16 protein-coding genes are annotated in these 14,677 nt (G+C 65.4%); 12 read left to right on the top strand and 4 right to left on the bottom strand.

Annotated features, from left to right (window positions below; genetic code table 11):
- Positions 1–3: 3 nt before the first annotated feature.
- Together BN60_RS08695 and BN60_RS30300 are read right to left on the bottom strand one after the other, a co-directional pair.
- On the bottom strand, positions 4–1,161 hold the full coding sequence (locus BN60_RS08695; RefSeq protein WP_020695636.1) for a CaiB/BaiF CoA transferase family protein: 1,158 nt from the start codon (positions 1,159–1,161) through the stop codon (positions 4–6).
- Between the two features lie 9 nt (positions 1,162–1,170).
- Positions 1,171–2,046, bottom strand: coding sequence for a DMT family transporter (locus BN60_RS30300; RefSeq protein WP_020695637.1), 876 nt, complete (start codon positions 2,044–2,046; stop codon positions 1,171–1,173).
- A 30-nt stretch (positions 2,047–2,076) separates the two neighbouring features.
- Between BN60_RS30300 and BN60_RS08705 the strand changes: the two genes are divergently transcribed.
- Genes BN60_RS08705 through BN60_RS30780 form a run of 3 tightly spaced genes read left to right on the top strand, consistent with a single transcriptional unit; the run spans position 2,077 to position 4,223 of the window.
- Positions 2,077–3,087, top strand: coding sequence for a YheT family hydrolase (locus BN60_RS08705; protein WP_177324787.1), 1,011 nt, complete (start codon positions 2,077–2,079; stop codon positions 3,085–3,087).
- Between the two features lie 9 nt (positions 3,088–3,096).
- Entirely contained in the window at positions 3,097–4,077 is a 981-nt protein-coding gene (locus BN60_RS08710; RefSeq protein ID WP_020695639.1) for a YheT family hydrolase, read from the top strand.
- Positions 4,074–4,223 (top strand): hypothetical protein, encoded by a 150-nt coding sequence (locus tag BN60_RS30780; protein ID WP_020695640.1) that lies wholly within the window; start codon positions 4,074–4,076, stop codon positions 4,221–4,223. Before BN60_RS08710 ends, BN60_RS30780 begins: the two co-directional genes overlap by 4 nt.
- Before the next feature lie 80 nt (positions 4,224–4,303).
- Here BN60_RS30780 and BN60_RS08715 read toward each other — a convergent pair whose 3' ends face one another.
- Positions 4,304–4,744, bottom strand: a complete 441-nt coding sequence (locus tag BN60_RS08715; protein WP_020695641.1) for a hypothetical protein — start codon at positions 4,742–4,744, stop codon at positions 4,304–4,306.
- Between the two features lie 95 nt (positions 4,745–4,839).
- The gene (locus BN60_RS08720; RefSeq protein ID WP_020695642.1) at positions 4,840–5,748 is read right to left on the bottom strand and encodes a LysR family transcriptional regulator; all 909 of its coding nucleotides are present in this window, start codon (positions 5,746–5,748) and stop codon (positions 4,840–4,842) included.
- Between the two features lie 148 nt (positions 5,749–5,896).
- Between BN60_RS08720 and BN60_RS08725 the strand changes: the two genes are divergently transcribed.
- From BN60_RS08725 to BN60_RS08765, 9 genes are all read left to right on the top strand, one after another.
- On the top strand, positions 5,897–7,189 hold the full coding sequence (locus BN60_RS08725; protein ID WP_020695643.1) for a metal-dependent hydrolase family protein: 1,293 nt from the start codon (positions 5,897–5,899) through the stop codon (positions 7,187–7,189).
- Positions 7,190–7,323: 134 nt separating this feature from the next.
- Positions 7,324–8,106, top strand: a complete 783-nt coding sequence (locus BN60_RS08730) for an alpha/beta fold hydrolase (RefSeq protein WP_020695644.1) — start codon at positions 7,324–7,326, stop codon at positions 8,104–8,106.
- Between the two features lie 61 nt (positions 8,107–8,167).
- The gene (locus BN60_RS08735; RefSeq protein ID WP_020695645.1) at positions 8,168–9,109 is read left to right on the top strand and encodes a branched-chain amino acid ABC transporter permease; all 942 of its coding nucleotides are present in this window, start codon (positions 8,168–8,170) and stop codon (positions 9,107–9,109) included.
- Between the two features lies 1 nt (position 9,110).
- A complete protein-coding gene (locus BN60_RS08740; RefSeq protein WP_020695646.1) occupies positions 9,111–10,121 on the top strand; it encodes a branched-chain amino acid ABC transporter permease in 1,011 nt (336 codons plus the stop codon).
- 101 nt (positions 10,122–10,222) lie between these two features.
- Positions 10,223–11,455, top strand: a complete 1,233-nt coding sequence (locus BN60_RS08745) for an ABC transporter substrate-binding protein (RefSeq protein ID WP_051150247.1) — start codon at positions 10,223–10,225, stop codon at positions 11,453–11,455.
- Positions 11,452–12,306, top strand: a complete 855-nt coding sequence (locus tag BN60_RS08750; RefSeq protein WP_245539820.1) for an ABC transporter ATP-binding protein — start codon at positions 11,452–11,454, stop codon at positions 12,304–12,306. The genes BN60_RS08745 and BN60_RS08750 overlap by 4 nt, the downstream gene beginning before the upstream one ends.
- A complete protein-coding gene (locus tag BN60_RS08755; protein ID WP_020695649.1) occupies positions 12,296–13,039 on the top strand; it encodes an ABC transporter ATP-binding protein in 744 nt (247 codons plus the stop codon). Before BN60_RS08750 ends, BN60_RS08755 begins: the two co-directional genes overlap by 11 nt.
- A 154-nt stretch (positions 13,040–13,193) precedes the next feature.
- Positions 13,194–14,111, top strand: coding sequence for an NAD(P)-dependent oxidoreductase (locus tag BN60_RS08760; RefSeq protein WP_020695650.1), 918 nt, complete (start codon positions 13,194–13,196; stop codon positions 14,109–14,111).
- Positions 14,112–14,192: 81 nt separating this feature from the next.
- Positions 14,193–14,573 (top strand): RidA family protein, encoded by a 381-nt coding sequence (locus BN60_RS08765; protein ID WP_020695651.1) that lies wholly within the window; start codon positions 14,193–14,195, stop codon positions 14,571–14,573.
- Positions 14,574–14,677 lie beyond the last annotated feature (104 nt).

Genomic DNA, 14,677 nt, shown 5'->3' on the forward strand with positions numbered 1-14,677 from the left:
GTCTTAGCCGCCGATATAGGAAAGGATCGCCTGACGGTCGGCGTCGAGGTCGGGGGCTGGGTTCCGCGTCGGCGGGTCGGCGAAGGCCGACATCTTGAGCGGATTGCCTGCCAGCGTCAGCGTGCCGCCGCTGCCGTCCGGCACCTCGACCAGCATGTTGCGCGCGGCGACCTGCGGATGGACGATGGCCTGCGCGATGTTGTTGATCGGGCCGCAGGGCACGCCGCCCTTGGAGACGACGCCGATCCAGTAGTCGGTCGTGTTGGTCTTCAGCACGGACTCGATTTCCTGCTTCAGCTTCTTCTGGCTCTTCTGGCGCAGCGCGTTCGACTTGTACTGGGGGTTGGCCGCCATGTCGGGCCGGCCGAGGGCTTCGCACATCTTGACGAACAGGCCGTCGTTGCCGGCGGCGATGATCATCGAGCCGTCCGACGTGGCGAAGGCCTCGAAGGGGGTGATGGTCGGATGGCGCGCGCCGAGCGGGCCAGGGATTTCCTTCTCGACCGTGTAGCGCATGATGGCGTTTTCGAGCAGCGCGAGCTGACAGTCGAACATGGCGATGTCGACCTTGGTCGATTCGCCGGTCTTCAGGCGGTGGACGAGGGCAGCGTTGACCGCGACGGCGGTGTAGAGGCCGGCGCCGATGTCGCCGATCGACATGCCGACGCGGCTCGGCGGCTGGCCCTCGTTGCCGGTGATGCTCATGATGCCGCCCATGCCCTGCATGACCATGTCGTAGGCCGGGTCCTTGGAGTTCGGCCCGGTATGGCCGAAGCCCGAGGCCGAGGCGTAGATGAGCTGCGGGTACTTGGCGTGCAGCGTGTCCCAGCCGTAGCCCAGCTTCTCCATCGTGCCGGGCCGGAAGTTCTCGACCACGACGTCGGCCTTCTCGAGCAGCTTCTCGAAGATCTTGCGATCGGCGTCGGCCTTGAGGTCGAGCGCGATGCTCTCCTTGCCGCGATTGACCGATGCGAAATAGGTCGACTTGCCGTTGACGAAAGGACCATAGGCGCGCGCATCGTCGCCGCCCTTGGGCGGTTCGACCTTGATCACCCGTGCGCCCATCTCGGCCATCAGCAGGGTGCAGTAGGGGCCCGCCAGGATGCGGGACAGATCGACGACGGTGATGCCCGACAGCGGGCCTTTCGTATTCTGGGTCATACGAAGTTCTTAGCCAGAGGGTCGGCGCGAATCCAGCCACACGTTGGCCGCAGCGGCACCGATCACGATGGCGCCACCGATCAAGGTTAGGTCGCCCGGCTTTTCGCCATCGAACAGCCACACCCAGATGGGACCGAGGACCAGTTCGAGCAGGCCGAGCAAAGCTGCACGGCCCGCCGGAATACGCTTCAGGCTCGCCATGTAGAGCAGCAGTCCGACCGCGAGCTGTCCGGGACTGAGCGCGAACAGCCAGGGCAGCTGTGCCCAGGTGACATTCTCAGGATGCGCAAAGGGCAGGGCCACGAGGCCCGAGATCACGCCGGCCAGCCAGATCGACGGCGCCATGCCGACGTCGCGGCGGTGGCGCACGACCACGTAGTTGCCGCTCATGCACAGCACGACGATGAACGCCACGGCCATGCCGGCGAGCGCGCCGGCCTGCAGCGACCCTGCAACGCTGAGAGCGAGTCCGATGACGGCGACGCCCATGGCCAGAATCGTATGGCCGTGCAGGGGCTCGCCGAGGAAAATTCGTGCGGCGATGGCGGTGATGAAGGGCGTGGCGCCGAACATGATCAGCACGTTAGCCACGGGGGCGAGACCGAGCGCGAGAATGAAGCTGACGAAGCTGCCGGCCAGCAGGACCGCGCTCATCACCAGCGCCAGGCCGGCATTGCGGGAATCGACCAGAATGGCGCGGCGTTGCCAGATCATTAATGGCAACATCGTGACAACCAATAATGCACTGCGCCAGAACGATACATCCCATGCGGGAAGGTCGATGCGGCGCACGATGACACCGGCTGTGCTGAAGGCGATGGCGGCGGTGACGGCGTAGAGAGCGCCAAGCAGCGCGGAACTCGGCAGGGTATTCGACGTTTTCATTTCGAAGAATGGTTGAATACGGTTTCCGACGTGCCCCCGTCCATTGATTCCCTCGACCTGCCGCCGTTTCGGCCGCGATTTCCGTGGTGGGGGGCAGATCTTCAGACGATCGCCATACGGCTGACGTCGTCGCGCGTGCTCGACCTTGCACCGCACACCAGCGAGCGGCTGGCCTTTCCGATGGCCGACCGCACCGGCGACATTCTGCTCGGCATGCTCGACCGCCCCGCGGAAGCGGTGGACGGAAGGCCGCTGGTGTTGCTGGTGCATGGATGTACGGGCAGCGAAGACAGCGCCTACATGCTCAACGCCGCCCGTCATCTGCTCGCTCGCGGCTACACCGTGCTGAGGCTGAACCTGCGCGGCTGCGGCCCCTCGCGGCCTTACTGCCGGGAGCACTATCACCTCGGCCGTACCGCCGACTTCCGGCGCGTGCTGTGGCAGATTCCCGAAGAGCTTACCGGCAACGGCATCGTTGCCGTGGGCTATTCGCTGGGCGGCGCGATGCTGCTCAAGTATCTCGGCGAGGAAGGGGCCTTCTCGCCATTGCGCGGCGCGGCCACGATCTGTGCCCCGATCGATCTGGCCGCCAACTGCAAGCACATGATGCGTCCGCGGAACTGGCTCTATCACGCCTACCTGCTGAGCGACATGAAGGCGGAGGCCCTGGCCGAAGGCGCGTCGAACACGCCGGAGGAATGCGAGACGATCAGGGCCGCCCGCAGCGTCTGGGACTTCAACGACAAGTTCATCGCGCCGCGCTACGGCTTCCGCGACGTCGAGGACTACTACGCCCTCTGCACGCCGCATGCCTTCATGCCGGAGATCCGCGTGCCGACCATGGTCCTGGCAGCGTGCGACGATCCATGGATTCCCGTGGAATGCTACCGGGACTTCAAGTGGTCCGACAATCCGGCGCTGTTGCCGGTGCTCCCGCCGGCGGGGGGCCACATCGGCTTCCATGCGCACGACAGCACCCAGCCGTGGTGCGATATCGCGATGGAGAAATTCTTCGATCGGCTTGCTCCCGCCTCTTGCTAGTATCGGGGCGTGAGCCTCGATCCAGCGTCCTTTCGGCCGCGCTTTCCCTGGTGGGGCGGCGACCTGCAGACCGTCGCCAATGTGCTCGTGCCGCCGAGGTGCGATCTGGCGCCCCATGCGAGCGAGCGGCTGCCCGTCGCCTTGAACGACGGCACGGGCGACGCACTGGTCTGCACGCTCGACCGGCCGCAGATGCCGCGGACCGGGACGCCGCTCGTCATCCTGATCCACGGGCTCACCGGCTCGCAGGAGAGCCATTACATCTACAGCATGGCCCGCACGATGCTGGAGCGCGGGCACCGGGTGCTGCGGGTCAACCTGCGCGGCGCCGGCCCGTCGCGCGCGAGCTGCAAGGGCCAATACTATGCCGGCCGCAGCCAGGACTTTCGCGCGCTGCTGGCGAAGCTGCCCGCCGGCTTGACGGGCGACGGGCTGGTGGCCGCGGGCTACTCGCTGGGCGGCGCGATGCTCCTGAAATATCTGGGCGAGGAGGGAAGTGGCTGTCCGCTGGCGGCGGCGGCCAGCATCTCCGCGCCCATCGACCTTTCGGTGACGTGCCGCAACATGATGCGGCCGCGCAATACGCTCTATCACCGTCACATTCTCGGCCAGATGAAGGTCGAGGCGACGGCTGCAGGTGCCGAGGTGACGGCGGCGGAGCGTGCGGCGATCCTCGGCTCGCGTTCGGTATGGGACTACGATCAGGACTTCATCGCCCCGCGCCACGGTTTCGCCGGCGCCGAGGACTACTACGACCGCTGCAAGCCGCTGCGCTTCATGGGCGGCATCCGCATTCCCACCCTGGTGATCGCGGCTCTCGACGATCCCTGGATTCCCGGTGTGCTCTACAGCGGCTACGATTGGCGAAGCAATCCGTCGCTCGTGCCGCAGCTGCCCCGGCACGGCGGACATGTCGGCTTCCACGGCGCCGGCAGCCGGCAACCCTGGAGTGACGCGGCCGTTGCGAGGTTTTTCGAGCGCCCCATATGACCAACATGGAACCCATGGCTCTGATCGTCGGCGTTGCCTGCTCCTTGGTGGCTCTTGTCTTGGCGTGGCGCGCCTATCGAGGCGCGTCGGCCGAGCTGGAAGAACGCAACCGCGAGAAGCGCGAGAGGGGGCAGGATCACCGTTGACCTGGGCCTCCACTGTGTCTGTGCAATCGATTGCAGCGGAGGGCCGCGTCGGCGAAGCCGATCGCAATCTTAGTTTCTAATCAAAGTTTACTATGAAGGTTTACATATAGGGATGGCCCGAAAGGGCCATCCTGGCTGGGCCCCGGAGGGCCCGCCCGGGCGGGCCCTTCGCCGATCAGCACAAGAAGAAGGAGTGCTTCAGTCGGCCGGACGTACAGCGATGCCTTGCCTTTGAAGTAGTGCTGCTCGCGCACGATGAACTGGCGTGCCGTCATCTTTTCGAGAACGAGACGAATCTGCTTGGGCGTGCAATGCAACTCCGCCTGCCACCCCGCGCGCGTCAGCGTCACCCACTTGTATCCGTTGCGCGAAACCTTGGTGTATCTGTGCCAGCGCAGGAGCTTGTGCAGGAACAGGCCGCATCGCTCTCCGCCGGCCACCGCGATGCAGCGGTCGACATGATAGGTCGTGCAATCGATTGCACTTGCCAGAGCCAGGTACTCCGCCGAAGCCATCGTCATCGCTGCATACCCTCCTTGGTATGTCGCTTCGACTAGCGCCGCGGCCGACATCCGGCAACTTCAGGATTGGCTCACGCCTGCGGCGTGGCGGTCCGTCAGGCCGGTTTCCAGTAGCTTTTGCTGCTGTAGATGGTCTTGAGGTGGCTGATGAAGTGGCGGACGCGCTCCGGCACATAGCGGTTGCGCGGGTAGACGGCCATGACGTCGTAGTCCGGCAACGCGAAGTCGTCGAGGACGGTGACGAGTTCTCCCTTGTTGAGTTGATCGGTGATTTCCCACAGCGATCGCCATTGCAGGCCGAGCCCTTGCAAGGTCCAGGCGTGGAGCAGGTCGCCGTCGTTGCAGTCGAGCGCGCCGCTCACCTGCACGCTGACGATCCGGCCGTTGCGCGAGAACTGCCACGGGCGGCGTTCGGTGCCGCTGGCGTTGAACGCCAGGCAGTTGTGCCGGACCATCTCCTCCAGTGTCCGCGGAACGCCGTGGCGGGCGAAGTAGGCCGGCGAGCCGCACACCACGCGTCGATTGGTTGCGAGGCGTATGGCGACGACGTTGGGATCGATCACGCCGCCCATGCGGATCGCCAGGTCGCAGCGATTTCGCACCACGTCGACGATCTGATCGGACAGATTGAAGGAGACTTCGACCTGCGGATATTTCTGCAGGAACGCCGGCGCATGGGCGGCGACGTGCTTGCGTCCGAAGGAGGCGGGCGCAGATACTACCAGGCGGCCGGTGACGTCGTGCCGATTCTTCGACAGCGCCTCCTCGGTCTCGTCGAGATCCGACAGTATCCGGCGGCACTCCACGGCGTAGTTCGCGCCTTCTTCGGTCAAGGCGAGTTGGCGAGTCGATCGATGTAAAAGCTTGACGCCAAGACGTTTCTCCAGCGCGTCGATGCGCCGGCCAATCATTGCCGGCGTTACGTTTTGATCACGCGCCGCTTTGGTGAGACTGCCGTGGTCGACCGCGGCAACGAACGCCTCGATCTGAACTAACCGATCCACTTTAACTTGATACTCTCAATATCGAATAAAATTACCTTTATATGTATTATCACTGCGAATCACTGCCGATATCTTCTCCGCAAGAAAGAAAACGCAGCCACGGCGACGCTCCTCGGACCGATCGACTTGTGGTTACTGGAGGAGTTCGATGGCAAAAGTTTTCGAGAACGTGGTGATCTTCGACGGCACAGGCAGTTCGCCGTTTCCCGGCGAGGTGCGTGTAGAGGGCAACCGGATCACTGCGGTCGCGAAGGGCAGCCAGAAAATTTCGCAGGAAGGAGCCGAGGTCATCGACGGGCAGGGTGCCACGCTGATGCCGGGCCTTTGCGAGCCGCACGCGCACATCACCTATCCCGACATGCTGAAGCTGCGCGAGCTCGGCGAGACGCCGCCCGAAGAGCACGTATTCGTCACCATGCACAACGCGCGGAAGATGCTCGAGGCAGGCTTCACCAGCCTCTATTCTGCAGCATCGTCGAAGCCGAGGACCGAGGTCGTCGTGCGCAACGAGATCAATGCCGGCCGCATTGCGGGCCCGCGCTTTCGGGCGGCGTCGCCGGAAATCGTTTCGACCGGCGGTTTGGGCGACGAGCGGCAGCTGCACATGTACCATCAGGGCATCGAGATCATCGCCGACGGCGTCGACGAGATCAGGCGGACGGTGCGCACGTGCATCCGCGAAGGCGTCGATCAGATCAAGATCAACATCTCGGGCGACAACTTCGTCCGCCTGGGCCAGGACGGCGCCTGCACCTACACCGAAGAGGAGGTCAAGGCCGCCGCCGACGAGGCGAACGAGCGCGGGGTGGCGCTGTCGTGCCATAGCCGTGCCGACAAGTCGGTGCGGATGGCCCTGAAGTTCGGCTTCCGCGTGCTTTACCACTGCGAACACTCGACCGATGAGACGCTCGACCTCATCGAGGCCGCCAAGGACCGCATCTTCCTGGCGCCCGCCATCGGCGCGAACTACCGGCTGGCCCACCATGCCCAGGAATGGGGCATCACGCACGACGTGGCGGAGCGCATGGGCGTGTTCAAGACCATCGAGCAGACGGCCCAGGTCTACAACAAGCTGCGCAAGCGCGGCGTCCGCGTCATGCCCGGCGGCGACTACGGGTTCATCTGGAACCCGATCGGGACCAACGCGCGGGACTTCGAGTATTTCGTCAATCTGTTCGGCTACACGCCGGCCGAGACCCTGAGCGCGGCGACCATGCTGGGCGGCCAGATCATGGACATGCCGGATCTCGGCCTCGTCAAGGAAGGCTTCCTTGCGGATCTGCTGCTCATCGACGGCGATCCGACAGCCGACATCAAGATCCTTCAGGATCGCGACAACCTGCTGATGATCATGAAGGACGGCGCGTACTTCAAGGCGCCGAGGCCACGGCGGAAGACAGGCAAAGGGTCGGCACGCACGCGCGAGATGGCGGATGCCTAGTCGACCCTAGCGACCTTGGCTGCCCGGCGCGACGCGTTGGGCAGCGGACCAGGGCAAACCACAGCGACTTCATCCCGGGCTCACCTGATTGAGCCTCCCGAGGATGCAAATGATCCGGATCGGCGGAGGGGGACGTGCGAGTCAACGGCAAGACATTGGCTGTCGAGGTTCACGGCAAGGGCGACGCTGTGCTGATGGTTCACGGCCTGGGCGGCACGTCCAACACCTGGCACGCGCAGCGCAACATGCTGGCGCGGAACTTCCAGGTCATCTGCCCCGATCTCGAAGGGTCCGGGCGCTCGCCGCTCGATGGCACGTTGTCGATCGCCAGCTTCGTGGCCGACATGGTCGGCGTGCTGAACGCCCTGGAGATCGAATCCGCCCACGCGGTCGGGCATTCCATGGGAACGATCGTCTGCCAGCACCTCGCCGCGACTCACGCATCGCGGGTCACGAGCCTGGCGCTGATCGGGCCGCTGGCGGAACCGCCACCGGCCGCGCGAGCGGCGCTGACAGAGCGGGCGAAGTTGGCTCGGTCCGAAGGCATGGTGCCGATTGCCGATGCACTCGTTCAGGCGTCGCTATCGGTTGCGAGCCGCACGGCGAATCCGACGGTGGCCGCCTTCGTGCGGGAGATCCTGATGCGCCAGCCGGCGGAAGGCTACGCGAGAACCTGCGAGGCCCTGGCTGCCGCGACAGCGGCCAAACCCGAGGCGATCCGCTGCCCGACTTTGCTGATCACGGGAGACGAGGACGGAGTCGGGCCGCCGCCTGCGACGGTGCAGCTGGCCCGGTCGATCGCCGGGGCCCGCGCCGTGATCCTTCCTTCGACGGGTCACTGGACGCCGGTCGAGAAGCCGAACGAGGTCAATCGCGCGCTGCTCGACTTCTATTTCGCTGCGCACGACTTCGGGTGAAGGGGCGGGGGAATCTCATCATGTGCGATCGGGTGACGGACGGCGTAGGGAGGGCAGGTTCATGACGTGGGCGCGCCGTTACCCTCAAGCCTTGCTCGTCGCGACGCTGCTTGCTGGGGGCGCTGCCTGGGCTTGTTACAACGATGCCCGGTTGTTCGTTGCCGCCACCCTGAACGGCGTGACACTGGCGGCATTGTACTTTCTCGTCGCCAGCGGCTTTGCGCTGATCTTCGGGCTGATGCGCAACGTTAACCTGGCGCATGGCTCGCTCTATCTGCTGGGCGCCTATCTCGGATACACCGTCGGCGACCTGACAGGCTCGTGGTACCTGGGCGTTGCGGCCGGCGCGCTCGGGGCGGCGGTGCTGGGCGTCGTCCTGCAGGTCGCCGTGTTCCAGTTCATGCCGGGGCAGGAGCTGCGTCAGGCACTGGTGACGGTAGCGATCTCGGTGGTGCTGGCCGACCTGATGATGTGGATCTGGGGCGCCGACATCTATCAGCTGGATCCGCCCGACTGGATGTTCGGCGCGTCGGTCCTGCCGATCGTGCAGCACTATCCGACCTACCGATTGATCCTGCTGGCGCTTGCCGTCGCCGTCGGCGGAGGCCTGTGGCTCCTGCTGAACCGTACGCGAATCGGCACGATGATCCGCGCCGGTGTGGACGACCGCATGATGCTGGCGGCGACCGGCGTGAACATACAGGTCGTGTTCGCCGTGACCTTCACCATAGGCGCCGGGCTTGCGGGCTTCGCCGGGGTTATCGGCGGTTCGGCGCTGTCGATCTCGCCGGGCGAGGATACGCGCTATCTGCTGGCGTCGTTGATCGTGGTCGTGGTCGGCGGGTTGGGCAGCGTGGCAGGCACGGCCGTCGGCGCCTTGCTGATCGGTCTCTCGGAACAATACGGCCTGGCCTACGCCCCGACTTACGGCGTTCTGTTCACCTTCATGATCATGGTGGCGACGCTGTTCTATCGCCCCCAGGGCATTTTCGGCGGCCGCTGAGATGGACACCATCCGATCGATCCCTGCAGCGAGCTGGCAGCGGACGGCGCTGGCTCCGGGCCTCTTGCTCGCGGCGCTCGCGATCTACCCGATGTTCGCGAACGACTTCTTCATTCTGCAGATCGGCGGACAGACGCTGATTATCGGCTTGATCGCCCTGTCGCTGATGCTGCTCGCGGGCTACGGCGGCATGGTCACCCTGTCCCAGATGACGGTAGCCGGCATCTCGGCCTACCTGGTGGCGTTGCTCGGCGACAGCCACGGTGGCGTGAGCCTTGGCTGGCCATGGTGGCTGGCGATACCGGCGGCGATCCTGGTCGCCGTGATCGTCGCGGCTTTCATCGGTGCCCTGTCGGCGAACACCGAGGGCATCTACACCATCATGATCACGCTGGCCGTCGGTGTCGCGGTCTTCTACCTGGTGCTGCAGAACCGCACGATCTTCAACGGCTTTCAGGGCCTCTCCCATGTCCGGCCGCCGATGGTGTTCGGGGTCGACTGGCGCTCGCCGTCGGCGTTCTACTATTTGACGCTGGCCTGCGCGGTGGCCGGCTACTACTTCGTATGGCGCCTGCGCCGCACGACGTTCGGGCTCGCCCTGCAGGGCATCCGGGACAATCCGCGGCGCATGAGCGCCCTCGGCTACGACGTCAACCGTCACCGGATTGCCGCGCATGCGATGGCAGGCGCCATTGCCGGCGTCGGCGGTGTCCTGCTGGCCTGGTACAACACCTTCGTATCTCCGGCCACGGTCGGCGTCGACGCCATGATCAACGTGCTGCTGGTCGCCGTCATCGGCGGCATCAGAAGTCCGCTGGGGGCGTTCCTGGGCGCGGCCGTGTTCGTGCTGCTGCAGAGCTTTGCGATCGATCTGATCGGCAGCCAGCGCTTCCGCCTTCTGATCGGGCTGATCTTCCTCTCGACGGTGCTGTTTTCCCAGGATGGCCTGCTGGGCCTGTGGGCGCACTGCCGCCGATGGTGGGGGATGGCGACCGACCGGCGACATTCCTGAATAGCGACAGCGAGATTCCTGGCCGGTGAGGGGCGCCGGCGCAGGCGTGGCAACGCAACAATGACGCCCTGAGGGACGACGAGATGGACAGGACAACCAAGATGCTTCGACGCTCACTGTTGGGAGCGGCAATTCTGCTGGGCTGCACGACTGCGGCAAGCGCACAGCAGGAACTCAAGATCGGGCTGGTCGCAAGCCTGGAAGGGGCCTTTGCGGTCCTGGGACAGGATGGCGTGCGCGGCGCGGAACTGGCGCTCAAGGAGCACGGCGGCGTCGCCGGCGGAAAGAAGATCGTGTTCGTCCGGGGATCGTCGGACGCTTCGCCGGCATCGGCCGTCAATGCCACGCGCAAGCTTGTCGAGCAGGACAAGGTTTCGCTGATGATCGGGCCGCTGTCTGGTTCCGAAGGCGTGGCCGTCAAGGACTATGCCAAGACACAGCCGGCGGTCACCTTCATCGATGGCAGCTCGGGCGGCCAGCAGACAACGCTGGTCAATCCTTCGCCGAATTTCTTCCGCTTCAACCTCGACGGCGCGCAGGTGATGGCGCCGCTCGGAGCGTATGCGTTCGAGCAGGGCTACAAGCGCGTGATGGTGATCGCCGAGGACTATGCGTTCCCTTACTCGCAGGTGCAGGGCTTCATGTCCGGCTTCTGCAAGGCCGGCGGCAAGGTGCCGCGCAAGGCGTGGGTTCCCATCGGCACCAAGGACTTCTCGTCGGTGATCTCTTCGATTCCGAAGGACGTCGATTCGTTGCTGGTGGTCCTCGCGGGCGCCGACGCCGTGAACTTCATCAGGCAGTACGAGCAGGCCGGCGGCGACAAGAAGATCATCGGCGGCTCCGTCATGGTCGACCAGACGGTGCTGAGCTACAAGGGGCGGCTGCGCGGCAACCTGGTCGGGACCCTGTCGTCCGGATGGACCGCCGATGCGCTGGAAACGCCGGCCTGGGAGAAGTTCGTCGCCGACTACCGGGCGAGCTCCAAGGACGCTTTCCCGGCGCCGTCTTACTTCGCCTTCGCCTACTACAATGCCGTCAAGGCGACGCTGAATGCGCTCGATAAGGTCGGGGGCGATCTGTCCGACGGCCAGGAGAAGTTCCGCAAGGCTCTGGCGGCCACGCAGCTGCAGTCGCCGGTCGGCCTCATCACGCTCGATAGCAATCGTCAGGCGATCGGCCCGGCATTCGTCACCAAGATCGTTCAGCGGCCGGACGGCAAACTGGTGTCGAGCGTGGTCAAGACCGTGCCGAAGATCGACCAGCACCTGAACCTGTCGAAGGCCGAGTTCGACAAGATGGGCATCGGCTCGCGCGACGTGCCGGCGTGCCCGTGAGCAGCCACTCTATTGCCATCCGAACCGAAGAACGGCCTGGCGCGTCCCCGGACGCGCCAGCCAGCGGGGCGGAGAAGACGGCGGCACCCCTCGCACTGGTTGTTGAGGCCCTGTCGGTGGGCTTTGGCGGGATCCAGGTGCTGAGCGACGTGTCGATGACGATCAGTTCCACCGAGCGGCACGCCGTGTTCGGGCCGAACGGTGCCGGCAAGACGACACTGTTCAACTTGATCGGCGGCGATCTCACGCCGGGCGGTGGTCGTATCCTTTTCTTCGGCATGGACGTCACGGAGCTGCCGCCGCATGCGCGGGTGCGCCTTGGCATGCGGCGGACCTATCAGTCGTCCATGCTCTTTCCCGAGTTGTCGGTGCTGGAGAACCTCCTGATCGCCGTCCGGGGCGTGCGGCCGGGACGTTTCGGCCTCGGTCGGATCCGGCCGGGAGATGCGGATGTAGAGGCTGCCGAGGCACTTCTGCGCAACGTTCGCCTGACGGGGGTCACTGCGCAGGCGGTGTCGACCCTGTCGCACGGGCAGCAACGCCAGCTCGAAATCGGCATGGCGCTTGCCGGCACCCCGCGTCTGATCCTGCTCGACGAGCCGGCCGCCGGTTTGTCGGCGGTCGAGCGGCGCGACCTGACCGAGCTGCTGACCTCGCTGCCCCGGAGCACGGCGTTCCTGATCATCGAGCACGACCTGGAGATCGCTTTGCACGTCGCCGACCGGGTGAGCGTGATGCATGGCGGCCGGGTCATGAAGCAGGGCACGCCCGACGAAATCATGAGCGATGCCGAGGTGCAGGCGATCTATCTCGGCAGCGCGTCGAAGGAGGCCGCCGATCGTGCCCACTAGCAAGGCCGCCGCGGGGCAGCCCGCGCTCGCGATCGACCGGCTCGATGTCCGTTACGGGCGCGCCCGGGCCGTGCAGCAGGCGTCGCTGGCGCTCGAGCGCGGCACGCTGGCGATCGTCGGCCGCAACGGGATGGGCAAGACGTCGCTCTGCAACGCCGTCACCGGGATGGTGCCGTCGACCGGAAGCATTCGCCTGTTCGGCGAGGAGATAGGCGGGCTGCCGCCGCACCGGATTACCCGCAAAGGTATCGCTTACGTCCCTCAGGGGCGCCGCGTCTGGCGCTCGCTGACGGTGGATGAGCACCTGCGCCTGGCGCATCGGTCCAAGCGGGGCGAATGGACGCCCGAGGGAATCTACGAGTTGTTCCCCCGTCTGAAGCAACGCCGGCACAATGGTGGGGCACAGCTTTCGGGAGGCGAGCAGCAGATGCTCGCCATCGGCCGGGCGCTGCTGCTTGATCCCGGCCTTCTGGTCATGGACGAGCCAACCGAGGGTCTGGCCCCGATCATCGTCGAGCAACTCGCCGAAATCTTGCGATCGCTCGCCGCCAGAACCGAGATTGCCATACTGCTCGTCGAGCAAAACCTTCGTTTTGCCGTCGATGTCGCCGACACGGTCGCCGTCATGGTGAACGGCTGTGTCGTGCGCACGATGCCGGCCGCCACGCTGGCCTCCGATCAGGAGTTGCAGCGGCAGCTGATGGGTGTCCACGCCCAGGGAAGCGGCTCGTGAGATGCGGCCGCTGCCGAAGATCGGTCCCGGCACCGCTCGTGCAGTCGCCGCCGGCGGCGGGCCGTGCTCGTCGATGCACACAGGTTTGCGTCCCCAACCCTGTGAACGCGCCAGTCCGGCAATCGGGGATGTCAACAGTCAATGGTGAGGAGAGATGATGAAGGAGAAACTGGGATTCGTCGGCCTGGGAACCATGGGGCAGGTCATGTCGCAGCGCCTGCTCGCGGCGGGATATGGCCTGACGGTGTGGAACCGCAGCCGCGACAAGGCCGAGGACCTGCTGAAGGCAGGCGCCAAATGGGGCAAGTCGCCGGGTGAGGTGGCGCGCGCCTCGGACATCGTTTTCACGATGGTTACCGACGCGGCGGCATCGGAGAGCGTGATATGCGGCGCTGACGGCGTGCTTTCCGGCGCCCGCCCGGGCCTGATCGTGATCGATTCGGCCAGCATCGAGCCCGAGGCGTCGCTCGCAATCGCCGAGAAGGCGCGGGCGAAGGGCGTCGCGATGCTGGACGCGCCGGTGTCGGGCGGCCCCAAGGTCGCTGCCGACGGCCGGCTCGGCATCATGGTCGGAGGGCCGACGGAAGCCTTCCGCACCTGCGAGCCCATCCTCAAGCTGCTGGGCAGCATGGTTCTGCATGTCGGCGGCAACGGACAGGGAACGACGCTCAAGCTGATCGCCAATCTCGTCATGGGCGTGTCGATCCAGGCCGTGGCCGAGTCCCTCGTGCTGGCCGCGAAGGCCGGCATCGATCCGCAGCTGGTGGTCGACATCACCTCGCTGCCGGGGACCGGGCCGCAAACCGGCGCCATGGCCACGCGCGGTCCGCGGATGATCCAGCACAACTTCTTCCCGGCGCATTTCTCGACCAACAACATGCACAAGGATCTGACCGGCGCGATGAAGCTGGCAGAGAGGGTCGGCGTTTCGCTGCCGACCGTCAGCGCTGCGCGGGAAATGCTGCGCGCCGTTCAGGCGCAGGGCAACGGTCAGATCGACTCGAGCGCCGTGGTCACCGTCCTGGAGGCCATGGCGAACACATCGGTCGAGAAGGCGCACAAGAGCGGCTGATCCCGAACGTCCAACGTCCGTTTCACAGGTATCGCCGGCGCGCACCGAGCGCGCCGGGCGATCGATCAGAAGGAGTAGAAGATGTCGAAGAAGGTTCTGCAGCCCAAGGCGTGGATTCCGCGCGGTCCGTATTCGCTCGGCACTCAAGTGGGAAACATGGTCTTCATTTCGGGCCAGATTTCCCAGGACAATGACGGCAAGGCGATCGGCCCTGGCGATGCCAAGGCGCAGACGCGGGTCGTCATCGAGAAGATGCAGCTGATCCTGGCCGAAGCCGGCATGACGCTGGACGACGTGGTGTCGACCACGGTGTACCTCCAGGATCTGGCCGACTATGCGGCGATGAACTCGGTCTATATCGAGTTCTTCAAGAAGGACTTCCCGGCACGCGCCACCGTGAGGGCCGACCTCGCGGGCGAGGGGCTCCTGGTGGAGATCGCCGGCATCGCCGTGAAGGCGTGAGCTAGAGCCTTGCCGTCAGGGCGCCCGGGATTCGTCCCGGGCGCCCAACTCGATGCGGGACCGCAGCCCGCACCCCGAAGAACAACGACAGATATCCAGGCGCA

It is taken from the genome of Reyranella massiliensis 521 (assembly GCF_000312425.1).
GTDB lineage: Bacteria > Pseudomonadota > Alphaproteobacteria > Reyranellales > Reyranellaceae > Reyranella > Reyranella massiliensis.